Source organism: Kordia sp. (genome assembly GCF_022447245.1).
In the GTDB taxonomy this organism is placed as follows: Bacteria; Bacteroidota; Bacteroidia; order Flavobacteriales; family Flavobacteriaceae; genus Kordia.
The window spans coordinates 111,262-132,994 of record NZ_JAKVBC010000006.1 but is presented as its reverse complement, the minus strand read 5'-3'; the positions used below and the strand labels follow the sequence as shown (position 1 = coordinate 132,994).

The following is a 21,733-nucleotide window of genomic DNA, read 5'->3' as shown; positions in this document are numbered from 1 at the left end:
CTTTTAAAGAAAAACACCAACCTACAAGTAAATAAAATAATAGTCCGGTTACTGATCTTTCTTAACTATAGGTATTGTTTCTCCCAATGTTAGAAAAAAGTAATAATCGTTTAGAAAATGATGTTTTAAAAAATCTAGAAAGTTTTAAACAATATGATTGGTTTGTAGATTGGACGCAACAAAAGTTTAATCAAGATATAATAGTCTACTTTACTTCTAGTGAAGATTACCGAACAAAAGTAGCATCTCATAATTTACTAGCTTCCAAAAACCATTTAGCGATTGCTATGTCTTATAAAGCCAATGTAAAAATATTAATGGACCGTATTAAAGCTAGATTGAAAGAAGAGTAAGTTTATTTAACATCTTCATAAAACGTTAAACCATTCATATCCAAATCATAAAAAGCGAATTCTTTGGTATTCCAAGGAGTTTCTCTAAGGACAGTCTGCTCGTGAAATACACCTTTAGTTTTATATTCTTGAAATAAAGTTTCAGTATTTCTTATTAAAAAACGGAGTATCTGTCTATAAATGCCTTTTTCCCATTCGGAAGCATCATGCCATTGCAAATGGATTTCTACATTTCCTCGAATAATTCCTGCATATTTCGGATCTGTATCATGATTAGGAAAACCAACTTTAACCCTAATTTACGAACATCAAAATCGAGCGATTTTACCACATCTTTTACTGCAAATACAGGATGTACACTTAAAAACTATTTATCTGTTGTCATAAGTTGATTTTCATCTATTTAAAGATAAGACATTTTCCAAATAAGATTTCTTTTTGTGTTCTAAAAAGGTATCTTTAACGGTAATTTACGTCATTATCCATACTTTATTTCCTATGAAACGTTTTTGTTTTTTACTTTTTTTATTGAATTCACTACTCACAATTGCCCAAAATAATGGTTTAAAAACGGAAGGCGCACTTTCAGAAATTGGTTTCTACACCATGAATACCAAACTGGATGAAGCTGCAATTGAAAAAGAATTAAAAGCTGTTTTTCCAGATGCCGTTTTTGTAGACGAATCCCCAGAGACTATTGACAAAACAATGATTTACATAGAAGCCATCACAGAAGTTGAAGAAGACTATCCGGCACATGATATGGAATATTTAGAATACTTTGCAGAAGGGTTTTCTGAAGCGCAAAAAAGTAATTTAAGTGACTCCAACAACGCTTTTATCATAGTCCTTTACTATGAAAATAAAAATGTTTTTACCCATACAAAAAAGTTATTTGATTGGGTTTACAAAAAAGTAAAAAACACTGATTTTGTTGTATATGATGGTGAAGTTAGGGAATACTTTTTGCCTGAAATATGGAAAAGAGATCGCGTAGATGCTTGGGAAAACGGAATCCCAAATGCCATGAGACAGCTTACCTTACATTCATATAGAGAATATGAATATTGCCGATCTATCACGTTTGGAATGCAACGTTTTGGCTTACCTGATTTTGTCATTTCTAATTCTCCTTGTTCTAATGTAACCAGCGCTAGTCAACTACTCACTATCATAGGACAGTTACTACTTGAAGGCAAACAAATTGAGAAAAATAGTTTGGAAGTAGATTTGGATGCTATTGAAAACTCCGAATTTAAAAAAGTAATTCCAGGTATTGTGTATGAAAACGCAAGCAAAAAAGCTACGATCAACTTTAACACTTCTGTGCCATTAGAAGAAGGCGATCCGCTTAATATTATATATCAAGTGAATTTTAAGAATAAGAATTATGAAAATACACAGGTGTATGAAAGCGAAGTGTATAAAAAGATTTTTGGACTAGAAGATGCAGTCACCTATATAAGTCATAATGAAGAAATCATGGCGGCTAGTCTACTAGCTAAGGCAAAATTACCAGAATTAAAGATATTATTTAATGACGGACTAGATCAAGCTACTTTATTACTAAAAGCTCCTTTTACTACCGATGATGGCGGTAATGAATGGATGTGGATTGAAGTAACACGCTGGGTAAGTTTAGAGATTGTTGGCATTCTTCAAAATGACCCATACCATATCAAAGGATTAAAGTCTGGAGCAAAAGTAACCGTACAACAAGAAGATATTTTTGACTATATTTTATACAAAGCCGATGGTACACAAGAAGGCAATGAGACTGGAAAGTTAATTGAAAAGTATGGGAATTAATCTTGACCTTATTAGATCATTAGACTGTCTTGGACTTATAGACTTATTAGACTTTTTTTAGATTATAATAGTTCTCCACTGCGCTCCAACTAACGCTCAGAGTATCTTAAAAAGATACCCGAAGCGATTCAAAACTGCTTGCGCAGAAATCTCTGTCAAAGTGAAGCGCGTCTAACAATTTAAGAGCGATAGCGATCTAATCCCACTACACTTTCCTCAAATTCAGCTACCATTTCTGCTACAACCGTAGCCGCAGGTTTGATAGCGTGAATCAAAGCAGATACTTGCCCAATTTCCAATTCGCCTTCTACCAAATCACCTTCAAACATTCCACGTTTGGCACGTGCTCTTCCTAATAAGGTTTTAAGTTCTTCTACAGTCGGACCTGTTGTGTATAGTTCTTCTAAATCTTCATAGAATTTATTTTTCAACAAGCGCACAGGAGCTAATTCTTTCAACATTAATTTTGTACTTCCTTCTTTAGCTTCTACCACTTGTTTTTTAAATTCTATATGGGAAGAAGCTTCATCCGTTGCCACAAATCTGCTTCCAACTTGTACACCATCTGCGCCTAAAACCATTGCAGCTAACATTGCTTTTCCAGTTCCAATGCCTCCGGCAGCAATCAACGGAATTTCTAATTTTTCTTTTACAATTGGAATCAACGTTAAGGTTGTCGTTTCTTCTCTTCCATTATGTCCACCTGCTTCAAAACCTTCTGCTACAACCGCATGTACTCCAGCATCTTGCGATTTTAAAGCAAATTTAGAACTACTTACAACATGTGTTACTGTAATTCCGTTTTCCTTTAAAAATGGTGTCCATGTTTTAGGATTTCCTGCAGAAGTAAATACTATTTTCACACCTTCTTCCACTATAATATCCATGATTTCTTCAATGTTTGGATACAACATTGGAACATTAACACCGAATGGTTTGTCCGTCGCTTTTTTACACTTTTGAATATGTTCACGCAATACATCCGGATACATCGATCCAGCTCCTAATAACCCTAATCCGCCAGCATTACTTACGGCAGATGCTAATCGCCAGCCACTTGCCCAAATCATTCCTCCTTGAATTATTGGATATTGTATATTGTATAATTGTGTAATTCTGTTATGTTCGAATAAAGCCATTCGTTGTGTAGATTTTATTGTTTTATTATTTTTTTGGTGATCGTTTCCCCATTTGTATCAATACTTAACAAATACATTCCTGCTGCTAATTGACTTACGTCAATACGTTGTGCACTTGTAGTTGTTGTATATATTTTAATGGTTTTCCCAAACATGCTTCCTAAAGTAATAGTTGCATTTTGCGTACTTTCAGGCAAATTGATTTGTAGTATTGCTTTCGCAGGATTTGGGAAAATTTCAATGGTTGTTGCATTTTTTACTTCATCCCCAGATAAGGTTTGAAATGCCGCTTCAAAATCAGGAATTCCATATCCTAATTGAATCGTTGGATTCCCATATATTGAAGCTGATTCGCGTACAATTTGCATCAATTCTACGTTGGTTTTATTTGGAAAAGCCTGAACCATACACGCCATAGCACCTGTGATAATTGGTGATGAAAACGAAGTTCCATTAGACGTGGTTAAGCCCATTGAATTCACTACAAAAGTATCTCGCCCTTGTGCTACAACATCTGGTTTCACAGGAATATTTGGTGTTCTTCCTCTTGAACTAAAGGATGCATAATCTCCATTATCTTCTACAGCTCCAACTGTAAATACATTTCCGTCGGCAGGTGCAGAAATAATTCCCCAACTTGTATTTCCTGAGTTTCCTGCGGAGTTTACCATTAATAGTCCTTTTTCAACGGCAATATTACCTCCTTTGGTAATAAATGCAGTATTTCCATCCATATCGGCTGTTGTATAATTATATCTGCTGTCATCAAAAGTAGTATATCCCAACGACGTATTTACAACATCAACACCTAAACTATCGGCACGTTCTACCGCTTCTACCCAATAAGATTCTTCTAATGGTGTTTCTGTATTAATATCCTCTGTTCTAAACAGGTAATAACTTGCATCTGGTGCTGTACCCACAAATTGCCCATCAATATATCCTGCCATGTCCGATAAAACTCTGGTTCCATGATCGCTTCCTGTAAAAGCATAAATATCTGTGGTACGATCTACAAAATCATACCCATTTAGCAAATCGCCATTATCTCTTAATCGTTGAAAGGCTGACAATGTATTCACATTTGAAAAACCGCTGTCCATTACAGCAACTGTAATACCTTCTCCTGTAAAATCCAACTCATGCAATTTGTCTACATTAATCATAGTAGTTTGATTGGCAGCATTTCCATAGTTGAACATGACAAAGTTTTCAAACCTTTCCTTATTTACAGTAGAAATCGTTGCTACAGCAGGTCTCCCTGAAGTATTTAATGAACGGTCTGCATATACAATTTGATCGATAAAAGATAGATTCAATAAGTTATCAATATCCGTTTGTGTTCCTAAAACGTGTACACAATTAAACCATTTTGATTTGGCCATTACTGTGATTCCAGTTTGATTTTTTATTTGTGTGATATACGATTCATTCACAGGAACATCACGCTCATCAATAACGATACTGTGGTTATTTTTACGATCAACAGCTTTTTGTGTTAGAATTGTTGTCGGATTGGCGAGCGCATTTGCAACATCTGGTTTATCTGTAAAATATACCCAAGCATGCTCTGTTTGAGCCACACTGAATTGTGCCATAAGCATCATTGCCAATACGATCAATTTTTTCATTTTTTCGATTTTGTTTTTGTTTTTTTATTGATTTGTTTTCAAGTTCAGTTTCAACTTCGAATTCAAAATCAACTTCAACTTCATCAAGAAATTACTCCTGAACCAATCAGTTCATCTTCTATATACCAAGCTACAAATTGTCCTTCAGTAATAGCGCTTTGCGGTGTTTCAAAATCCACATACGCACCACCTTCTATTTTATATACAATTGCTTTTTGCAAAGGTTGACGATATCGAATACGCGCCATTACTTCCAAAGATTCATCTGGTTGCAATGCCATGTCTTCACGAACCCAATGCAATTCATCATCCGTTACAAATAAGGTACGTCTGTACAATCCTGGATGCGATTTTCCTTGTCCTGTGTAAATGATATTTTCTTCTACATCAGTTTCAATCACAAACAAAGGCTCTACAGTTCCACCAACAGCCAATCCTTTGCGTTGTCCTTTGGTAAAGTAATGTGCACCTCGGTGTTTTCCTACTACTTTCCCATCTGTTTTTTGATAGGTATATTTTTGCGCATAAAATGCCAATTCTTCTTCTTTTGTTGTAAACTCTGGCAACTCTTTACGATAGCTATCAATGCTATTAGGCACCTCAACAATCACCCCTTCTTTAGGTTGTAATTGCTGTTGTAAAAAGTCTGGCAATTTCACTTTTCCAATAAAGCACAATCCTTGCGAATCTTTCTTTTCGGCAGTAATTAAATCTGCTTTTGCTGCAATTTCACGAACTTCTGGTTTTGTTAACTCTCCAATTGGAAATAGTGATTTCTCTAATTGTTCTTGTGATAATTGACATAAGAAATACGATTGATCTTTATTACCATCTTTACCAGCTAGTAATTTATGAACCGTTTTTCCATCTTTTTCAATCGTTTCTTTACGGCAATAATGTCCCGTTGCTACATAATCTGCTCCTAAATCTAAAGCTATTTTTAGGAAGACATCAAATTTTATTTCTCTATTACAAAGTACATCTGGATTTGGCGTACGTCCTTTTTCATATTCGTTGAACATGTAATCAACGATACGTTCTTTGTATTGTTCGCTTAAATCTACCGTTTGAAATGGAATTCCTAATTTTTCTGCCACAATCATGGCATCGTTACTATCTTCTAACCAAGGACATTCATTGGAAATTGTTACAGAATCATCGTGCCAATTTTTCATAAATAGCCCAATTACTTCGTATCCTTGTTCTTTCAGTAAATACGCTGTTACACTTGAATCCACTCCTCCAGAAAGTCCTACTATTACTCGTTTCATTTAAATCCTTTCACTTGTTTGTTTTAAGTAAGACGCAGCTTACTTTAATTGCTGACAAAGATACTATCTTTTTCGTGTTTTTTTTTGCGTTGTTTTTTATGAAACAAAAAAGCCTGAGTGGAAAGAACACTCAGGCTTTTTTTATATCACATTTCTATTTACAATGCAGATAATTCAAATACTAAATATTCTAAGAGTCTGTCAATTGTATTGAATCCGTCGTCGTGGTTTTCCGTATGAAATGAAGAGTAAAATACGCCTCCTTCTCCAACTAGAAATGTAAACGCCAAGTCTTTATTTTCTGTAATTTCAGCGCCACTCGCATCTCTGTAAGTTACAGGTCCGTTAAACCAGCTAATTACAGTTGCATCGTTAGCACTATTTACTACTTGCCAAGCAGAAAGAAACTCGTCAAGTAATATGGTATCATCATTGCTTATTGTTATTCCGAAATTAATTTCCAACCAATCAATTAAGTCTTGATCAAAAATAGTAGCTTCAGTTTCTGTAGAACGCCCGCTTTTGTTTGGTTCTAAGAAATCAATGTATTGTTGTCCATCACCAATGATCCCTTCTAAGTATTTAAAAGCCCAATCTGTAGCATATAAAATTCCTCCATTGCTTACATATTGTGTAATATTATCATTGAATTCTGTGTAACTTTCGCTCAATCCACAGTTTAGAAATATAATATCATATTCTCCTAATAGTTGCGTGTCAGAAATCAAATCTGAAAAATTGAAATCTACATTAGGCTCCAAGTTGCTATTTTGTTTTGATATCACTAAGTCCGAAGAACCTCCATGTCCGTGTCCATGACTTCCTGTAGCTGGTCTTCCTGCATACGAACCATCAATAATATCAAAAAGTGGTTCTTGCGTTACTGGATTTACCAAACCTATATCATACAATACAGATTCTATATGATCAAAGCTTCCCGTAACTACAGCAATATTTGGAAAAACTTCAATAGGAATATCTGGAATATCAAGATTATCATCTTCACCTATATCAACAGTCCTTTCAGAACTAAATAATCCTTTTTTCAAAGATATCGTATAGGTTCCTGCGGTTAAATTTGTCAATCTAAAGCTTCCGTCTGTTCTTGAAAGTGTTTCTGACACTACAGTACCATCTTTAGTTGCAAGGATCAATCCGTTTACAATTGGGTCAGCATTGTTTGGTGCTAAAAATTTTCCAGCGATGCTACTTTCCGCTAAAGGTGCTGCTTCATTGTCTTTTTCACACGAAAGTAAAAAAGAAAAAACGAGCACAATAAGTATTACTTTTTGAATTTTCATCTGCTGTATGGTTAGATTGTTATTGAGTGGATGCACAAATTGTATTATGGCTGCGTCTATTTTGAAATTTTACTTATTTCATTGTAAAGCAATTATACGCATTGCATACACTATTAAAACAATTCATAATTTAAAATTCCCCTAAACTTCTTTAAAAAACATGCCATTACAAGTGTTGTACTACTTCTAAAACTTTTGCATTTGAAAGTCAGTTTATCTTTTTATTTCATCTTTTTTAGCGTATATTTCGATGAAAGAGGCATAGCTTTTGTTATGACTTGCTATGAATAAACACAGCATTAAAAGAATAGAGATGAAATTGAGGTTAGGAATTAGTATAATCATGTTTTTATGTACGGGAAACAGTATGTTTTCACAAAGTAAAAAAGCGGACAGTCTAGATATTAAAATAGGACAAATGATTATGCTTGGTATTGGTGACGATACCGAAATTAGGGCTGATAATAAGATTTTAGCAGATATCAAAGCACAGAAACTTGGTGGCGTTTTATTGTACGAAAAGAATATTACCAAATTGAATTCTGCAGAGAATTTAAAAAAGTTAGTTTCTGTACTGAAAAAAGATTCAAAATTGCCACTTTTGGTGAGTATTGATGAAGAAGGAGGAAAAGTAAACCGTTTGAAACAGAAATATGGTTTTCCAAAAACAGTTTCTGCCAAGTATTTAGGTGAAGTTAATGCTATTGATTCTACTAAATATTACAGTGATATTATTGCGCATAATTTGTTACAGTTAGGAATTAATGTGAATTACGCTCCTGTTTTAGATGTTGACAATCCTACGAATCCACCAATTGGAAAGAACCATCGTGCGTTTTCAGAGAATCCAAAAGATATTGTGAAGCATGCACGACAAGTGATTAAAAGTCACCGTTATTTTAATGTAAGAACAGTTGTAAAGCATTTCCCAGGACATGGAAATTCGCGTCAAGACTCGCATTTTAATGTTACTGATGTGAGCAAGTATTGGAAGCAGCAAGAAGTTTTTCCGTATGTAAAGTTGTTGTATGAAGGTAATGTAGATGCTATTATGACGGCCCATATTGTGAATGATAAGCTAGATGATTCTAAGTTACCTGCTACACTTTCTAAGAAGATTATGACCGATTATTTACGTGGCGATCTTGGTTTTGATGGTGTTATTTTTTCAGATGATATGCAAATGAAAGCCATTGCTGATCAGTTTGGATTTGAAAAGTCAATTCAAATGGCAATTCATGCTGGTGTAGATGTATTGATGTTTTCAAATCATATTCCTATGAAAGATCGTGATACTATAAGACCTCAAGATATTATTGATATAATTAGAAAGATGATTACAGATGGTAAGATTTCTGAAAAGCGTATTGATGAATCGTATCAGCGTATTTTGAAGTTTAAAAAAGGACTTTAGTGTTGGGTGTTAGGTGTTCGCTTCACTTCGACTTCGCTCAGTGTGAGCGCTTTTAGACTTGTTTGAAATTAATTTTGAAATTGGTATACTCAAAACTAGCAAACTATGATTTGTCATTAAGAACGCAGTGAAGTAATCTGTGACTTCAAATAACAATTGCATGAAACAATAAACAGACTGCCACTTCGTTTTACTCCTCGCAGTGACGATTTTCGAATACTAAAAGGCAGATTCTCTAATCCTTATATTTTAATTTTTAAAAGCAACTAGATAAAAAATAATTTCATCTTGATGTTTTGACTATTTTATCTTGATAAAATATTTTTTTGTCTTGATGTTTTTGAGCTTCCATCAAGATATATTTTAAGTTTTAAATAGACTGTATAAAAAAAGCTCCTCAAATTGAGGAGCTTTTTATGTTATAGAAAACTATATTTATTTTCTTCTTTTACTTGCATTTGCCTTTTTCTGTGCTTCTGCTTGCTCCATCATTTCCTGCATTTTCTTTTGGAAGCGGTTCTGTTTTTTAGGCTTCTTTTTATTCTCTTGGATTTTTGCGTGAATTTTATCTTCATCAATGATGTAGTTTTTAATCACTAACATGATACCAATAGTAATTAAATTCGATACAAAGTAGTATAAACTTAATCCACTCGCATAGTTGTTAAAGAAGAATAACATCATTAATGGAGAGAAATACATCATATATTTCATCATTTTACTCATATCAGGCATTCCGTCTTGCTTTGGTTGCTGCATAGAGTTCATTTGTTGCCCTGTTGTCATTCTCATGTAAAAGAAAATTGCAATAGAAGCTAAAATTGGGAATAAACTGATGTGGTCTCCATATAATGGAATGCTAAATCCTTCTGGGAATTTGTAAATGGTATCATAAGATGATAAGTCATCTGCCCATAGGAAACTTTTTTGACGTAATTCAAATGCTGATGGGAAGAACATGAATAATGCATAGAATACTGGAAGCTGTAGCAAGGCTGGAATACAACCTGCCATCGGACTTACACCTGCTTTTCCATACAATTTCATAGTTTCTTGTTGCTTCTTCATTGCATCATCCTTGTACTTTTGGTTGATCTCGTTGATCTCTGGGCGAATTACTTTCATCTTCGCCTGTGATAAGTACGACTTGTATGTTACTGGCGATAATAGTAAACGAACTAATATCGTCATCACAATAATTGCAATACCGGCTGGTAAGAACGCACTTAGCAGTCCAAATAACGGAATTAAGAAGTAACGGTTAATCCAACCAAAAATTCCCCAACCTAATGGTACAACCTCATCAAGATTTCTATCGTATGCAGATAAAGTATCATAATCAGTAGGACCGTGATACATATCCATTGTATAGTTTAATTCCCCTCCTTTTAATTCTAAAGGAATTGTTGCACTAAAGTTTTTAAGGAACTCTACATCTTTTTCTGCCATCTCACCATCTACAATGTTTTCTGAAGTAACATTGGCTCTTCTAAAAGGTGTATCTGACAATAAAATAGACGAGAAGAAATGTTGCTTGTATGCAACCCAAGTAACTGCTTTAGGAGTTTCTTCATCGGTAGTTTGTCCTAAGTAACTATCTTTTCCTCCTTCATATTCGTAAATTAATTCCGTGTATCGATTCTCATACGTAACACTCTTTGCATGTCTAAAACTTTTTAATTTCCACTCTAAATTTACAGGTTGACTTGCATTGATGAATCCGTTTAATCCTTGCGAACGAACTGTGAAATCCATCATATAATCTTCTTTCAACTCATATCGGTATTCTAAAAATTTATCTGCTGCAACTTTCAATTTCATCGAAAGTACTTTTACGCCATCATTTTCAGTATATGTTGGTTCAAAAGGTAATTGTTTTGTATCAAGTACACGATTATCTGTCGTGGTTAAGTTTAATCCAAACGAAGCATTTCCGTCTTTAACTAAGTATACAGGTAGTGAGTCATAGGTTTTTAATTCTTCGAATTGTCCTTTAACTTTTTGGCCTTTTACAAGTGCTTCTATAATTTGCCCACCTTTGTTGCTTACTTTCAGAGAGATTAATTCATTCTCGATGGTAGTAACTCCATCCATTGGAACTTTTCCTGCGTTGAATCCAAAAGCACCTGTGGCATTTTTATAATTTGCTACTTGTGTAGAATCCCTTAAGTCTAAGGTTTTAGCTTCAGTAATTTTATTTGTAGTAGCCGTAGCTGTACTATCAGTTGCGACTTGCGTTGTTTTTGCTTTTTCGGCTTCAGCTTTGGCAGCTTCTTCTTCAGTAGGTTTCATGGTATTTAACCAAAAAACTCCAATTAAGGCTATTAGCGCAAATCCTATTAGCTGTTTGTAATCAAACTTGTTTTCTTCCATTTAATCATTAATTTATACGAATCTCTCTTTAGAGATTTATCTACTATTTAAAATAGACTTCTTTTTTGATGTTTTGTTACGCAAAAAAGAATCCATTTTTCGTTTTTATGCCATAGTGGCATTTTGTTTATTTTCTGCATGTACTAATGCAGCTTTCACAAACGCTACAAATAGCGGATGCGGATTGGCAACAGTACTTTTATATTCAGGATGATACTGCACACCTACAAACCAAGGATGTGAAGGCAATTCTACAATTTCTACCAGTCCAGTTTTTGGATTGAATCCTGTAGCAATTAATCCTGCGTTTTCTAATTTTTCTTTGTATTCGTTGTTAAATTCATAACGATGACGGTGACGTTCTAAAATCATTGAATGTCCGTAAATGTAATGCGCTTTGCTTCCTTCTTTCAATTCACATTCCCAAGCTCCTAAACGCATGGTTCCTCCCTTGTTCGTTACTTCTTTTTGTTCTTCCATTAAGTTGATTACAGGACTAGCCGTATTCGGATTCATTTCTGTAGAATTGGCACTGTCTAAACCTAAAATGTTTCTAGAGAACTCAATGACTGCCATTTGCATTCCTAAACAAATTCCTAAGAACGGTATATTTTGTTCTCGGGCATATTGTACAGCACGAATCTTCCCTTCTATTCCACGGTCTCCAAATCCTGGTGCTACTAAGATTCCATCTAAGTTTTTAAACTTTTCAGCAATGGTTTTTTCTGTGATATGCTCAGAATGAATAGACTCCACTTTTACTTTGATTTCGTTTTCTGCTCCTGCATGAATAAACGCTTCCAAAATAGACTTGTACGAATCTTGTAATTCCACATATTTTCCAATGAGTCCAATAGTGACTTCATTTTTAGGGTTTTTGAGCTTTGTTAAAAACTTGTTCCAACGCTTTAAATCTGGCGTACCTTCATCAACTAAGCTTAGTTTTTTCAATACAACTGTATCCAAACCTTCTTGCAACATTAAGTTTGGTACGTCGTAAATTGTTTTGGCATCAATAGATTGAATTACCGCTTCGCGCTTCACATTACAGAATAGTGCCAATTTATGACGTAATTCTTCAGAAAGTTCATGCTCCGTTCTGCATACCAAAACATCCGCTTTGATTCCGCTCTCCATCAAGGTTTTTACAGAGTGCTGCGTTGGTTTTGTTTTGAGTTCGCCTGCGGCAGAAAGATAAGGTACTAAGGTTAGGTGAATTACCATTCCGTTACCTTCTCCTAATTCCCACAATAATTGACGAACCGATTCTATATATGGTAAGGATTCAATATCTCCGACAGTTCCACCAATTTCAGTAATCACGATATCATAATTTCCTGATTTCCCAAGAATTTGAATACGTTCTTTGATTTCGTTGGTAATATGTGGTACTACCTGAACCGTTTTTCCTAAAAACTCACCTCTACGTTCTTTTTCAATAACGCTTTGGTATATACGTCCTGTAGTTACATTATTTGCTTGTGAAGTAGGCACGTTTAAGAAACGTTCGTAGTGACCCAAATCCAAATCAGTTTCCGCTCCATCATCCGTTACATAACATTCTCCATGTTCGTAAGGATTTAGGGTTCCTGGATCAACATTGATGTAAGGATCTAGTTTTTGGATCGTAGTTCTGTAACCTCTTGCTTGTAGTAATTTGGCGAGTGATGCCGCAATTATTCCTTTTCCCAAAGAAGAGGTAACACCGCCGGTAACAAATATGTATTTGGTGTTTGCCATTATTGTAATTATGTTGTTGTGTTGTTGTTGTATTCGGCGGCAAAAGTACAAAGAAGAATTTATAATTAATAAAGGTTGAATAACTATTTTTCAAGTGTATTCAACCTTTGTTTTTTTTTCTGATAAAACTGATTATCAGCTCACTATGTTTTAAAAAATCTGACTACATTTTATGTTGTTGATTTTTTGAGGATTGCATTAAGCATTTGCTTCATTATTTCCATCCTCTTTTTCCTTCACAAAACCAATTGCTGTATTGATTACTGTGTCTAAGATACTATTCTTTAGGTGTCCTAGTTTTATTTTAGAAACACCTGCGGCATATAATCCTTGCAACACTACTAAATCTTTTTGGCTTTCTACTAACCATTTGTAGTCATCGAGTGTAATATTTCCTTCGGCTAGTAAGGTAGTCCAACGTTCTAATTTTGCTTTAGATGCTTTTAAAAAGTCTTGTACATCTTTTTTTGACTCATCTTTTAAGTCGTCAAACTTGGAACCCATTAAACTTAATAAGTTTCCTTTTAGCTCTTTCAATAAATCTTTGAAGTCCATCTTTATATAGTGTTATGTCGTTATTGTATTCCTAGAATTGCTTTCAATTTGTTTTCCGCTACTGGATCTTTTTTCCCTTCGTATTGAAGAATTAAATCCAAGGCATCACTTACCTGTCCTTTTGCTTCGGTAATAAAAGGTCCAATTAAAGTTCCTTTTTCTTTCCAACGCTCTAAAAATCCTCCAATAAAGTTTTTATCAGGATTTGCGATCATTTTCCACATAGCGTACGATATGGTATTGTTCTCTCTATTTTTTTGGTATTCTAGCATTTTGTCAAGTTCTGCTTGAAACGTATCTATTGCGGTCTTTTCTGAATCATAAGACATAGTAGCTTTGTCCATTAAATTCAGAGCATCTACCTTAAGTTCGGTTCCTTTTTGATACGAATATTGATCAAAAACAGGAGCTCTTAGTGATCCGCATGATGAGACTAGAAGCAGCGTTAAGGCACCTAAATACACTGCATAAAAACGTGTTTTCATATTTGAATAGTTATATGGTTATAGATAGTTTAAAATAATTCTTGTTGTACTCTTTTGATGGCTTCTACATGGTAACGAATGATTTTTGATCGTCCTTCACGTGTCATTAAGAGCGATTTGCATTCTTCTTCATTGTCCATAAAGAAGTTTTCGGTAAGAATGGCTGGCATTCGTGTTTGCTTTAATACATAAAAGTTTTTTTCTTTATCTAAATCACCATCAGAGAAATCGGTACGCAATCTTCTGTTTGGAAATTCTCTTTTAAATTCTTCCCCAAAAACCGTGGCTATTGCATCACTTCTAGTGTTCCGAACTGAGGTAAATATTTCACTTCCATGTCCACCACCAGCATTTGAGTGCACACTGATATAGAAACAGTTCCGTGAACCATACTTATTGGCTCTTCGAACACGTGTTTGCAGTGTAACATCTCGGTATTCTGGTGCTAAATTTTCATACGGAATGCGAAGTGTTGTGAGTTCTTCTATAATTCCATTAACGATGGCGCGATTAAATTCGCCTTCAAATAATTGCGAACCATCACTCCATATTGGAGAGCGTTTTCCTGGTGTTTGGTAGGTTCCGTTAATTAAACCTCCGTGTCCATTGTCTAATAATACGATCATACTATATGTGTTTAAACAAAAAAACCCCTTAACTCATACATTAAACCCAACTATTTCACTGGTTTATTGAATGTTGAAGAGAATAGTTAAAGATATGGAATATTTAAAGATCGTTGAAAGGGGAAAAACCCCTTTTCTGTCCTTGCAGGTTAAATGTTCGTTAAGATTGGAGCTTGTTTAGTATAATTTATGATAAGTTATGTTGAATTTAACGAAATCTATATTCCGTAATGATCTACCAAACTAATAACCGCTGATCGGTTTTCTGAATATGCTTCCCAAACTGTTTCACACCAACGTTTGATCATGTTATCTCTTTCTTGTCCAGACGCAGCTTCTAAAACATTTAAAACTGTATTTTCCCTCTTTCTTCAGGCAAAACAATAGTTGGCAAAGTATTTTGTTTTTTGCCATTTTCATGTGATATAATTGAACTGCTCTTCCTGTGAAATCTTTTTCTAAGTATAAATACAATCCGATAAGTGCGAATATAATTTTGATTGGTTTTGTAGTAGCATCAACAGTTTGCGCAGCATAGGCGTCTACAATATGTTGATGAATGGAGTAGTCTCGAGGTTGTGCTAAAGTGTAAAATGATAATTCGTGGAATTTTTCCTCATTGTTCATGCTTATAAATATGGCATAGAACCTTTATTTTTCAAACTGACGTTGAATGTTTCGAATCATCGGTTCTAAACCGTTGATTTTGATATCGAGCATCTGTTCTAATTGCCGTCCTAATTTTCCTTTTGGAAATCCTTTTTGTCGATACCAAATTAAGTATGCTTCTGGTAAGTTTACCAAATATTTGCCTTCATACTTCCCAAATGGCATTTTAGCATGTGCCAATTCTATCAAAAGTTTTTGTTGGGCTTCTCTGTCTGGAAAGTCAGTCATTATCTGATGGAGATCGCTTGTAGTTATCGTATTTTTTGAGCTCGCGTGCAATTAGTTTTTGCCATTTTACTTGCCCTTCATAATCCCTTGAATAGTCTGAACCTGCGTCATACGCATTTTGCATGTCACGCAATTCTTCATTGATTTGATCGTAAATCTGACCTATTTCTTGCTGAATGTTTTTGGTAAACTTTGTTTCTTGAATTCGCTTACGAAACTTGCGCGCAAACAATTCCGAAATGTCAAAATGCAATTGTTCGTGACCCAAAACGGTATCATTGACACGTTCTTTTAAGTACCATGATTTTTCAGGATAAAATTGCGCCATTACTTTGGTCGTATATTCTATTTTATCGCTGTTAGAATAGGTTTTAGAACTGAATCCATAGGTAATCCCTGAAGCTGTAATAGCAACCACGTCCGAGCTATAATCGGGATCGCCCTCAAAGTTTCCCCACTGTAGTTTATCGTGCTGTGACCAAGTGATCGTTTCTTCGTTTTGAACGAGTAGAAAGAAGCAAAGTATACCTATGATTCTGTACATTTATTTCCAATGAAATTCAACAATCTTTTCAATATCTGGATGAAGACTGTAATGTACAGGACATGTATTTGCTGTATTTTCTAGTATTTTCTTGGTTTTGTCGTCTGCTTCAAATGGCAAATGAATTTGAACTTCTATTTTTGAAATTCTTCTAGGATTTGAAGCCATTGTTTTGGTCACTTCTGCAGTCGTGTTTTCCATATTCACACCGAGTTGTCCTGCTTTAATTCCCATTACCGTTAACATACAACTTGCGAGTCCTGTCGCAACAGTATCTGTAGGAGAGAACGCTTCTCCTTTTCCATTATTGTCTGTAGGAGCGTCAGTTATGAATTCATTTCCAGATTTTATATGTGTTGAAACCGTTCGAAGGCTTCCTGTATATGTTACTTTTGAAGTCATGATTGTTATTTGTAGGGTTTATTATCTAGCTTCTTTGATTTCTAATCCGTCATATTTTACAATGTACACACCTTTGTTAAAAAATCCGCCAAGAAGTTTTTTACGGTAATCAAATTTACTTTCTACATAGTTTGTTTCTGTACCAGCGCGAACACTTTTTGCTAAGTTTTGATCGTATGCTAAACGCAATAAGATATCAAACGTAATGTCGAATCCACGTATTGCAGTTCTACTTGGTGAAATCCCGTATTGAGCTTTGTACTTTTGCACAAATTGATTGTCTAATGACGAGGGTTTACGGTTAGATGGATAATGAAAATTAAGATTTGCTAAGTGGCTATTGTAAATATTGGCACTTTTATCGTACCCACTATTTTTATTAGTTGTCAACAATACAATCTTACGTTTACCGCTTGTTGCATAAGAGTTTAACACCGAAGTAACATTCGCAATCAGCGACAAATCATCTGTTTCAAGAATGACCCAATTTTCAACATCTTCCTTTAAATGTGGAAGAATTAACGCAGGTTTGATGTAGTTTCCTTCTTCCGGATTGAAGATTTTATGATTTGGTAAAATCGATTGTAATGTAGCTTTTATTTTAGCTTTCGTTTTATCAGCAATGATTATTACATTTTTATCTTGACCATTCTGTTTTAAGAACTCCAACATTTTTTCTTCCAATAGTTTTTTATCTGGAATTGTTTGATACACATTTCTATGATCAACTTTTTTATTGGTCAATGGCGAAATTACTGGAATTCCATCCGATTTTAATTCAGAAGCTACAATTTCTACATTCGTATCTAATATAGGACCAATAACAGCATGCACATCTGTAAAATCATTTGCTGTAATTGCGTTTCGAGTTGCATCTTTCTTTCCTCCATTGTCAATTATTTTTACATTGACAGAAAGTCCTAGCTTTTTGATAGAATCTAATGCCATTAATGAACCTGTATAGAAATCAGTAGCTAACCCTAATAAACGATCTTTTTTGAGTTTATTTTTTGTTTGACTTACCGAGTCTATGTCCATTTCGTTCAACTTGAATGGCAACATGATAACAATATTAGATACGTTTTCAGGATTTGCATTTTCAATGAAATTAAACTTATCTACCACAACAGCATCTACTACTTCGAGTGTTTCTGTTTTTTCGACAGGCAGTTTTAATACCATTCCTGCTTTTAAACCATCTTTTAACGCTGGATTCAAGTGAATCAATTCATCTTGAGAAACACCAAATTTTCGTGTAAGCGTATACATTGTCTGCTTTGGTTTTACATCGTAAAACACATATTTTTCTGTACTTACTACTTGAGGTTTTTCAGAACGAAGCGGCAATTTGATTTCTTGCCCAATTTGCAAACCATCTTTGATTTCTGGGTTGATCGCTTCTAATTCCTCAATGGTAAGTCCATAACTATGTGCAATTCCCCACTTAGTTTCCTTAGCTTTTACCGTGTAGATTTCATAAGAAGGTTCTTTTGTTGTTTCCTCTTCTTTCGATTCTTCGGTTTCTTTTACCTCAACTGGTTTATTTTTAAACTTTGGAATTGCTATACGATCTCCTTTTTTCAGACCTTCTTTCGCTACTTTTTCATTGTATTTAAGAATGTCTTCTTGCGTAACGCCATATTTTTTTGCAATTCCAAATAATGTTTCTTTGCGTCGTACTTTATGATTTGTAAATGTTACCGCTACATCTGAAGTAGTTGTAATAGATTCGGAAGGAATAATAAGCATACTATTTTTGCGTACGCCTCTTCGTGCTTCAGGATTTAATTTGATAATATCATCCGGGCTAATATTGTATCGTTCGGCAATACTTTCCACCGTTTCTCCTCTAGATACTTTATGATTTTTATACTGTTGCGCAGTTGCTACACAACTTGTCATCAGTACCATTAAAAAAAATCCTAAAAACTTCTTCATTCTTTATGCTAATTAATTATTCCCATTCTATAGTGGCTGGCGGTTTTGAGCTGATGTCATATACTACTCTATTAACGCCTTTTACTTTATTTATTATATCGTTTGATACTTTTTGCAAAAATTTATATGGTAAATCTACCCAATCAGCAGTCATACCATCTGTACTTTCTACGGCGCGTAATACTACTACTTTTTCATACGTTCGCTCATCACCCATGACTCCTACTGAGTTTACAGGTAATAAGATAGCTCCTGCTTGCCATACTTTATCATACAAATCCCATTCACGTAATCCGTTAATAAACACGGCGTCAACTTCCTGTAAGATACGAACTTTTTCGGCAGTAATGTCTCCCAATATTCTGATTGCCAATCCTGGTCCTGGAAATGGATGACGACCTAATAATTGTTTGTCCATTCCCATAGAAGCTCCAACTCTTCGAACCTCATCTTTAAACAATGCTTTTAAAGGCTCTACGATGTTCAATTTCATAAAATCTGGCAAACCTCCTACATTGTGATGGCTTTTTATGGTAGCACTTGGTCCACCTGTAGCACTTACACTTTCAATGACATCTGGATAAATAGTTCCTTGTGCCAACCACGTTACGTCTTGTATTTGTGCTGCTTCATCATCAAACACTTCAATAAATACGCGACCAATTGCCTTACGTTTCTTCTCAGGATCGCTCTCTCCTGCAAGCGTATCCAAAAAGCGTGCCGAAGCGTCTACACCTTTTACGTTGAGTCCCATACCTTCGTATTGTTGCAATACGCTCGAGAACTCATCTTTTCGAAGTAAACCATTGTTTACAAAGATGCAGTACAAGTTTTCACCAATAGCTTTGTGCAATAACATTGCTGCTACACTTGAATCTACGCCGCCAGATAATCCTAAGACAACTTTATCATTTCCAAGTTGCGCTTTTAAGTCAGCTACTGTTTCATCTACAAATGCGTTTGGTGTCCAATCTGGTTTTACTTCTGCAATGTTTACTAAGAAATTTTCTAGCAATTGTTTCCCATCTGTTGAGTGATATACTTCTGGATGAAATTGGATTGCAAAGGTAGTTTCACCTTCTATTTTGTAGGCAGCATTTTCTACATCGTGCGTACTTGCCAATAGTTTTGCGTTTGTTGGTAATTTTTTGATTGTATCACTATGACTCATCCATACTTGACTTCCTGAAGAACTGCCTGCTAAAAACGGTTCATTTTCTTGTACAAAACTCAGATTTGCACGTCCGTATTCACGTGTGTTTGATTCTGCTACTTGTCCGCCAGAAAAATGCGCTAAATATTGCGCACCGTAACAAACACCTAGCAATGGTTTTACGCCTCGAATGCCATTTAAATCTGGATGAAAAGCATCTTCAGACCTTACAGACATTGGGCTTCCTGAAAGAATCACAGCTTTGTAATCGTCTAAGTTAGTTGGAATTTTGTTGAATGGATGAATCTCGGAATAGATGTTCAGTTCTCGAACTCTACGCGCAATTAGTTGTGTGTATTGCGATCCGAAGTCTAATATTAATACCTTGTCGTGTTGCATGCGCAAAAGTACTATTTAGATTTCAAATTTCAAGAAATTCAAAAAAGATTTTTTTACAGGATATTCACAATGTTTTGTCCTGTGATTTTTTAAAGTTCCAATACCAAAAATTCTCCTTGTAAAGGTTGTAAATGTTTTACTAATGTTGGAATTAATGTTTCACCATATTCTAAGTATAGTTCAGAAAAGTTCAGCCTTCTTTCTTGTAGTGAATTGTTTGGAAATAATGCTTCTCGCAATTTCTCACTCCTAGACACTTTGTCTTTCAACACTATTTTTTGCGCTTTTAGTAACCGTTTTTCTAGATGTTGTAAACCTTTGAGTTGCTTTTTTTCTTGTGCTGCTACTGCTCCAACAAACGACTTATCTGTATGATCTGCCAATTCGTATAAGTGTTTGAATTGTTGTTGTAAATGTTCTTTTTGAGTTGAGAAATCAATGTCTATCTCACTTAGTTCTTTTACTTTTTGAGCAGCAAAAGCATCTTTTTTCAAGAACATGTCGCGATTGGAAATATTCAATTTTGCCATCTTTTCAGATTGCTTATCTGTTTTTATAACTACAGAGTTTCGCAACAGCAACATTGGAAATGTTACATTAACAGCTTCAAAATAAGATTTTAATTCTAGCCAATATGCTAATTCTCCGCCTCCACCAATGTAACAAAGGTTTGGCAAAATGATTTCTTGATATAATGGGCGTAATAGTGCATTTGGTGAGAAACGTTCTGGATGTTTGTGAACCTCCTGTTTTATTTGCTCCGAGTTCCATCTCACGGAAGTGTTATTTACCGTAAATACACCATCAGTTTCAATGATACGTTCGCGGATTCCGTCGTTTATATAGAATAGATTTATTTCCCTTGGATTGACTTGAATTTTATATAAATTATTAGCTTCCGTTAATTTTTGAGCAGTTTTTAGTACTTCTTTGTGTGCTGTTTGCTGAAACAATTCATTTTCTAAAAAAGGAACAAAAAGTTGTTTTAATGCAGCATCGTTTCCATCAACAATGACCAATCCGTAAGACTTAAACAACTCGTTAGCAATGTAACGTGTAGCATCGGTTAGATTTCTGTGTTTTACATATCCGTCTTCAAAGAGTGCTTGTAAGTATTTAGCGTTGTTGCTGTTTCCTAGTTCTTTAGCGAATACTTCCAATACTTCTGCTAATCCTTTTGTAGATAATTCTCCTACTGCACCACTTGCTTCCCGATCCCAACGTATTTTTTTGCCTTTATAATTGAAAAAGCAGATTTCTTCAAAATCATGATCTTCCGAAGCCATCCAATAGATAGGTACGAAATCATAGTTAGGATATTTCTCTTTTAAGGTTGTTGTTAAATTAATGGTAGAAATAATTTTATATAAAAAGTACAAGGGTCCTGTAAAAAGATTCAACTGATGTCCCGTTGTAACCGTCAATGCATTTTCAGTAGCTAGTTTTTCAATATTCTCCAAGGTTTTTTTAGGAGCCGATACATTTTTGTATTGTGCTTGTATCGCTTTTGATAAAACAGCTCTTTGTGAAGCATCTGTTAAATTAGATTGTTGTTTTTCCAGAATTTGTGCTTCAAAGTTTTCCAATTTCGGAAAGCGACTGTAAAATGCTTGTAATACTGGGGCTTCATCTAAGTAATCACACATTAACGGAGAAAAATATCCAGTTTCTTGGTACGAAATACATTCAGTTGGCATAGTTGG

19 protein-coding genes are annotated in these 21,733 nt (G+C 34.8%); 3 read left to right on the top strand and 16 right to left on the bottom strand.

All coding sequences use genetic code 11. The features are described 5' to 3' along the window. Positions 1–86: 86 nt before the first annotated feature. A complete protein-coding gene (locus MK119_RS06145; protein ID WP_290671892.1) occupies positions 87–353 on the top strand; it encodes a hypothetical protein in 267 nt (88 codons plus the stop codon). A 498-nt stretch (positions 354–851) separates the two neighbouring features. After that, positions 852–2,162: a DUF2314 domain-containing protein gene (locus MK119_RS06140; RefSeq protein ID WP_290671890.1), complete on the top strand. Its 1,311-nt coding sequence runs from the start codon at positions 852–854 to the stop codon at positions 2,160–2,162. Positions 2,163–2,341: 179 nt separating this feature from the next. Here MK119_RS06140 and MK119_RS06135 read toward each other — a convergent pair whose 3' ends face one another. From MK119_RS06135 to MK119_RS06120, 4 genes are all read right to left on the bottom strand, one after another. Further along, the gene (locus MK119_RS06135) at positions 2,342–3,301 is read right to left on the bottom strand and encodes a nitronate monooxygenase (protein ID WP_290671888.1); all 960 of its coding nucleotides are present in this window, start codon (positions 3,299–3,301) and stop codon (positions 2,342–2,344) included. Between the two features lie 14 nt (positions 3,302–3,315). Further along, the gene (locus MK119_RS06130) at positions 3,316–4,932 is read right to left on the bottom strand and encodes a S8 family serine peptidase (protein ID WP_290671886.1); all 1,617 of its coding nucleotides are present in this window, start codon (positions 4,930–4,932) and stop codon (positions 3,316–3,318) included. Positions 4,933–5,015: 83 nt separating this feature from the next. Beyond that, entirely contained in the window at positions 5,016–6,203 is a 1,188-nt protein-coding gene (mnmA, locus tag MK119_RS06125; protein ID WP_290671884.1) for a tRNA 2-thiouridine(34) synthase MnmA, read from the bottom strand. A 158-nt stretch (positions 6,204–6,361) separates the two neighbouring features. Beyond that, the gene (locus MK119_RS06120; protein ID WP_290671882.1) at positions 6,362–7,504 is read right to left on the bottom strand and encodes a carboxypeptidase-like regulatory domain-containing protein; all 1,143 of its coding nucleotides are present in this window, start codon (positions 7,502–7,504) and stop codon (positions 6,362–6,364) included. 313 nt (positions 7,505–7,817) lie between these two features. On the opposite strand from MK119_RS06120, the gene MK119_RS06115 reads away from it, so the two are divergent. Further along, positions 7,818–8,918 carry a glycoside hydrolase family 3 N-terminal domain-containing protein gene (locus MK119_RS06115; RefSeq protein ID WP_290671880.1) on the top strand — a complete coding sequence of 367 codons (1,101 nt, stop codon included), beginning with the start codon at positions 7,818–7,820 and terminating at the stop codon, positions 8,916–8,918. 435 nt (positions 8,919–9,353) lie between these two features. On the opposite strand, the gene yidC is transcribed toward MK119_RS06115, so the two are convergent. The 12 genes from yidC to bshC all read right to left on the bottom strand — a co-directional run bounded on the left by yidC (position 9,354) and on the right by bshC (position 21,727). Further along, on the bottom strand, positions 9,354–11,291 hold the full coding sequence (gene yidC, locus MK119_RS06110) for a membrane protein insertase YidC (RefSeq protein ID WP_290671878.1): 1,938 nt from the start codon (positions 11,289–11,291) through the stop codon (positions 9,354–9,356). A gap of 105 nt (positions 11,292–11,396) precedes the next feature. Further along, on the bottom strand, positions 11,397–13,031 hold the full coding sequence (locus tag MK119_RS06105) for a CTP synthase (RefSeq protein ID WP_290671876.1): 1,635 nt from the start codon (positions 13,029–13,031) through the stop codon (positions 11,397–11,399). Positions 13,032–13,229: 198 nt separating this feature from the next. Beyond that, on the bottom strand, positions 13,230–13,586 hold the full coding sequence (locus MK119_RS06100) for a hypothetical protein (protein ID WP_290671874.1): 357 nt from the start codon (positions 13,584–13,586) through the stop codon (positions 13,230–13,232). Between the two features lie 20 nt (positions 13,587–13,606). Continuing rightward, entirely contained in the window at positions 13,607–14,071 is a 465-nt protein-coding gene (locus MK119_RS06095) for a hypothetical protein (RefSeq protein WP_290671872.1), read from the bottom strand. Positions 14,072–14,100: 29 nt separating this feature from the next. Then, positions 14,101–14,697 carry an N-acetylmuramoyl-L-alanine amidase gene (locus tag MK119_RS06090; RefSeq protein WP_290671870.1) on the bottom strand — a complete coding sequence of 199 codons (597 nt, stop codon included), beginning with the start codon at positions 14,695–14,697 and terminating at the stop codon, positions 14,101–14,103. 309 nt (positions 14,698–15,006) lie between these two features. Next, on the bottom strand, positions 15,007–15,324 hold the full coding sequence (locus MK119_RS06085; RefSeq protein ID WP_290671868.1) for a DUF5946 family protein: 318 nt from the start codon (positions 15,322–15,324) through the stop codon (positions 15,007–15,009). 24 nt (positions 15,325–15,348) lie between these two features. After that, positions 15,349–15,594: a DUF3820 family protein gene (locus MK119_RS06080; RefSeq protein WP_290671866.1), complete on the bottom strand. Its 246-nt coding sequence runs from the start codon at positions 15,592–15,594 to the stop codon at positions 15,349–15,351. Beyond that, complete coding sequence (locus MK119_RS06075) at positions 15,587–16,138, bottom strand: DUF922 domain-containing protein (protein ID WP_290671864.1); 552 nt, start codon at positions 16,136–16,138, stop codon at positions 15,587–15,589. Before MK119_RS06075 ends, MK119_RS06080 begins: the two co-directional genes overlap by 8 nt. Continuing rightward, positions 16,139–16,540 (bottom strand): OsmC family protein, encoded by a 402-nt coding sequence (locus MK119_RS06070; RefSeq protein ID WP_290671862.1) that lies wholly within the window; start codon positions 16,538–16,540, stop codon positions 16,139–16,141. 21 nt (positions 16,541–16,561) lie between these two features. Continuing rightward, complete coding sequence (locus MK119_RS06065) at positions 16,562–18,478, bottom strand: LysM peptidoglycan-binding domain-containing protein (RefSeq protein WP_290671860.1); 1,917 nt, start codon at positions 18,476–18,478, stop codon at positions 16,562–16,564. Positions 18,479–18,494: 16 nt separating this feature from the next. Further along, complete coding sequence (guaA, locus tag MK119_RS06060) at positions 18,495–20,030, bottom strand: glutamine-hydrolyzing GMP synthase (protein ID WP_290671859.1); 1,536 nt, start codon at positions 20,028–20,030, stop codon at positions 18,495–18,497. An 89-nt stretch (positions 20,031–20,119) separates the two neighbouring features. Next, positions 20,120–21,727: a bacillithiol biosynthesis cysteine-adding enzyme BshC gene (gene bshC, locus MK119_RS06055; protein ID WP_290671858.1), complete on the bottom strand. Its 1,608-nt coding sequence runs from the start codon at positions 21,725–21,727 to the stop codon at positions 20,120–20,122. Positions 21,728–21,733 lie beyond the last annotated feature (6 nt).

Bases quoted from the DNA above. Each gene is read 5' to 3' on its own strand.
- MK119_RS06145 (WP_290671892.1), top strand. From the start codon at position 87: ATGTTAGAAAAAAGTAATAATCGTTTAGAAAATGATGTTTTAAAAAAT.
- MK119_RS06140 (WP_290671890.1), top strand. From the start codon at position 852: ATGAAACGTTTTTGTTTTTTACTTTTTTTATTGAATTCACTACTCACA.
- MK119_RS06135 (WP_290671888.1), bottom strand. From the start codon at position 3,301: ATGGCTTTATTCGAACATAACAGAATTACACAATTATACAATATACAA.
- MK119_RS06130 (WP_290671886.1), bottom strand. From the start codon at position 4,932: ATGAAAAAATTGATCGTATTGGCAATGATGCTTATGGCACAATTCAGT.
- mnmA (WP_290671884.1), bottom strand. From the start codon at position 6,203: ATGAAACGAGTAATAGTAGGACTTTCTGGAGGAGTGGATTCAAGTGTA.
- MK119_RS06120 (WP_290671882.1), bottom strand. From the start codon at position 7,504: ATGAAAATTCAAAAAGTAATACTTATTGTGCTCGTTTTTTCTTTTTTA.
- MK119_RS06115 (WP_290671880.1), top strand. From the start codon at position 7,818: ATGAAATTGAGGTTAGGAATTAGTATAATCATGTTTTTATGTACGGGA.
- yidC (WP_290671878.1), bottom strand. From the start codon at position 11,291: ATGGAAGAAAACAAGTTTGATTACAAACAGCTAATAGGATTTGCGCTA.
- MK119_RS06105 (WP_290671876.1), bottom strand. From the start codon at position 13,031: ATGGCAAACACCAAATACATATTTGTTACCGGCGGTGTTACCTCTTCT.
- MK119_RS06100 (WP_290671874.1), bottom strand. From the start codon at position 13,586: ATGGACTTCAAAGATTTATTGAAAGAGCTAAAAGGAAACTTATTAAGT.
- MK119_RS06095 (WP_290671872.1), bottom strand. From the start codon at position 14,071: ATGAAAACACGTTTTTATGCAGTGTATTTAGGTGCCTTAACGCTGCTT.
- MK119_RS06090 (WP_290671870.1), bottom strand. From the start codon at position 14,697: ATGATCGTATTATTAGACAATGGACACGGAGGTTTAATTAACGGAACC.
- MK119_RS06085 (WP_290671868.1), bottom strand. From the start codon at position 15,324: ATGAACAATGAGGAAAAATTCCACGAATTATCATTTTACACTTTAGCA.
- MK119_RS06080 (WP_290671866.1), bottom strand. From the start codon at position 15,594: ATGACTGACTTTCCAGACAGAGAAGCCCAACAAAAACTTTTGATAGAA.
- MK119_RS06075 (WP_290671864.1), bottom strand. From the start codon at position 16,138: ATGTACAGAATCATAGGTATACTTTGCTTCTTTCTACTCGTTCAAAAC.
- MK119_RS06070 (WP_290671862.1), bottom strand. From the start codon at position 16,540: ATGACTTCAAAAGTAACATATACAGGAAGCCTTCGAACGGTTTCAACA.
- MK119_RS06065 (WP_290671860.1), bottom strand. From the start codon at position 18,478: ATGAAGAAGTTTTTAGGATTTTTTTTAATGGTACTGATGACAAGTTGT.
- guaA (WP_290671859.1), bottom strand. From the start codon at position 20,030: ATGCAACACGACAAGGTATTAATATTAGACTTCGGATCGCAATACACA.
- bshC (WP_290671858.1), bottom strand. From the start codon at position 21,727: ATGCCAACTGAATGTATTTCGTACCAAGAAACTGGATATTTTTCTCCG.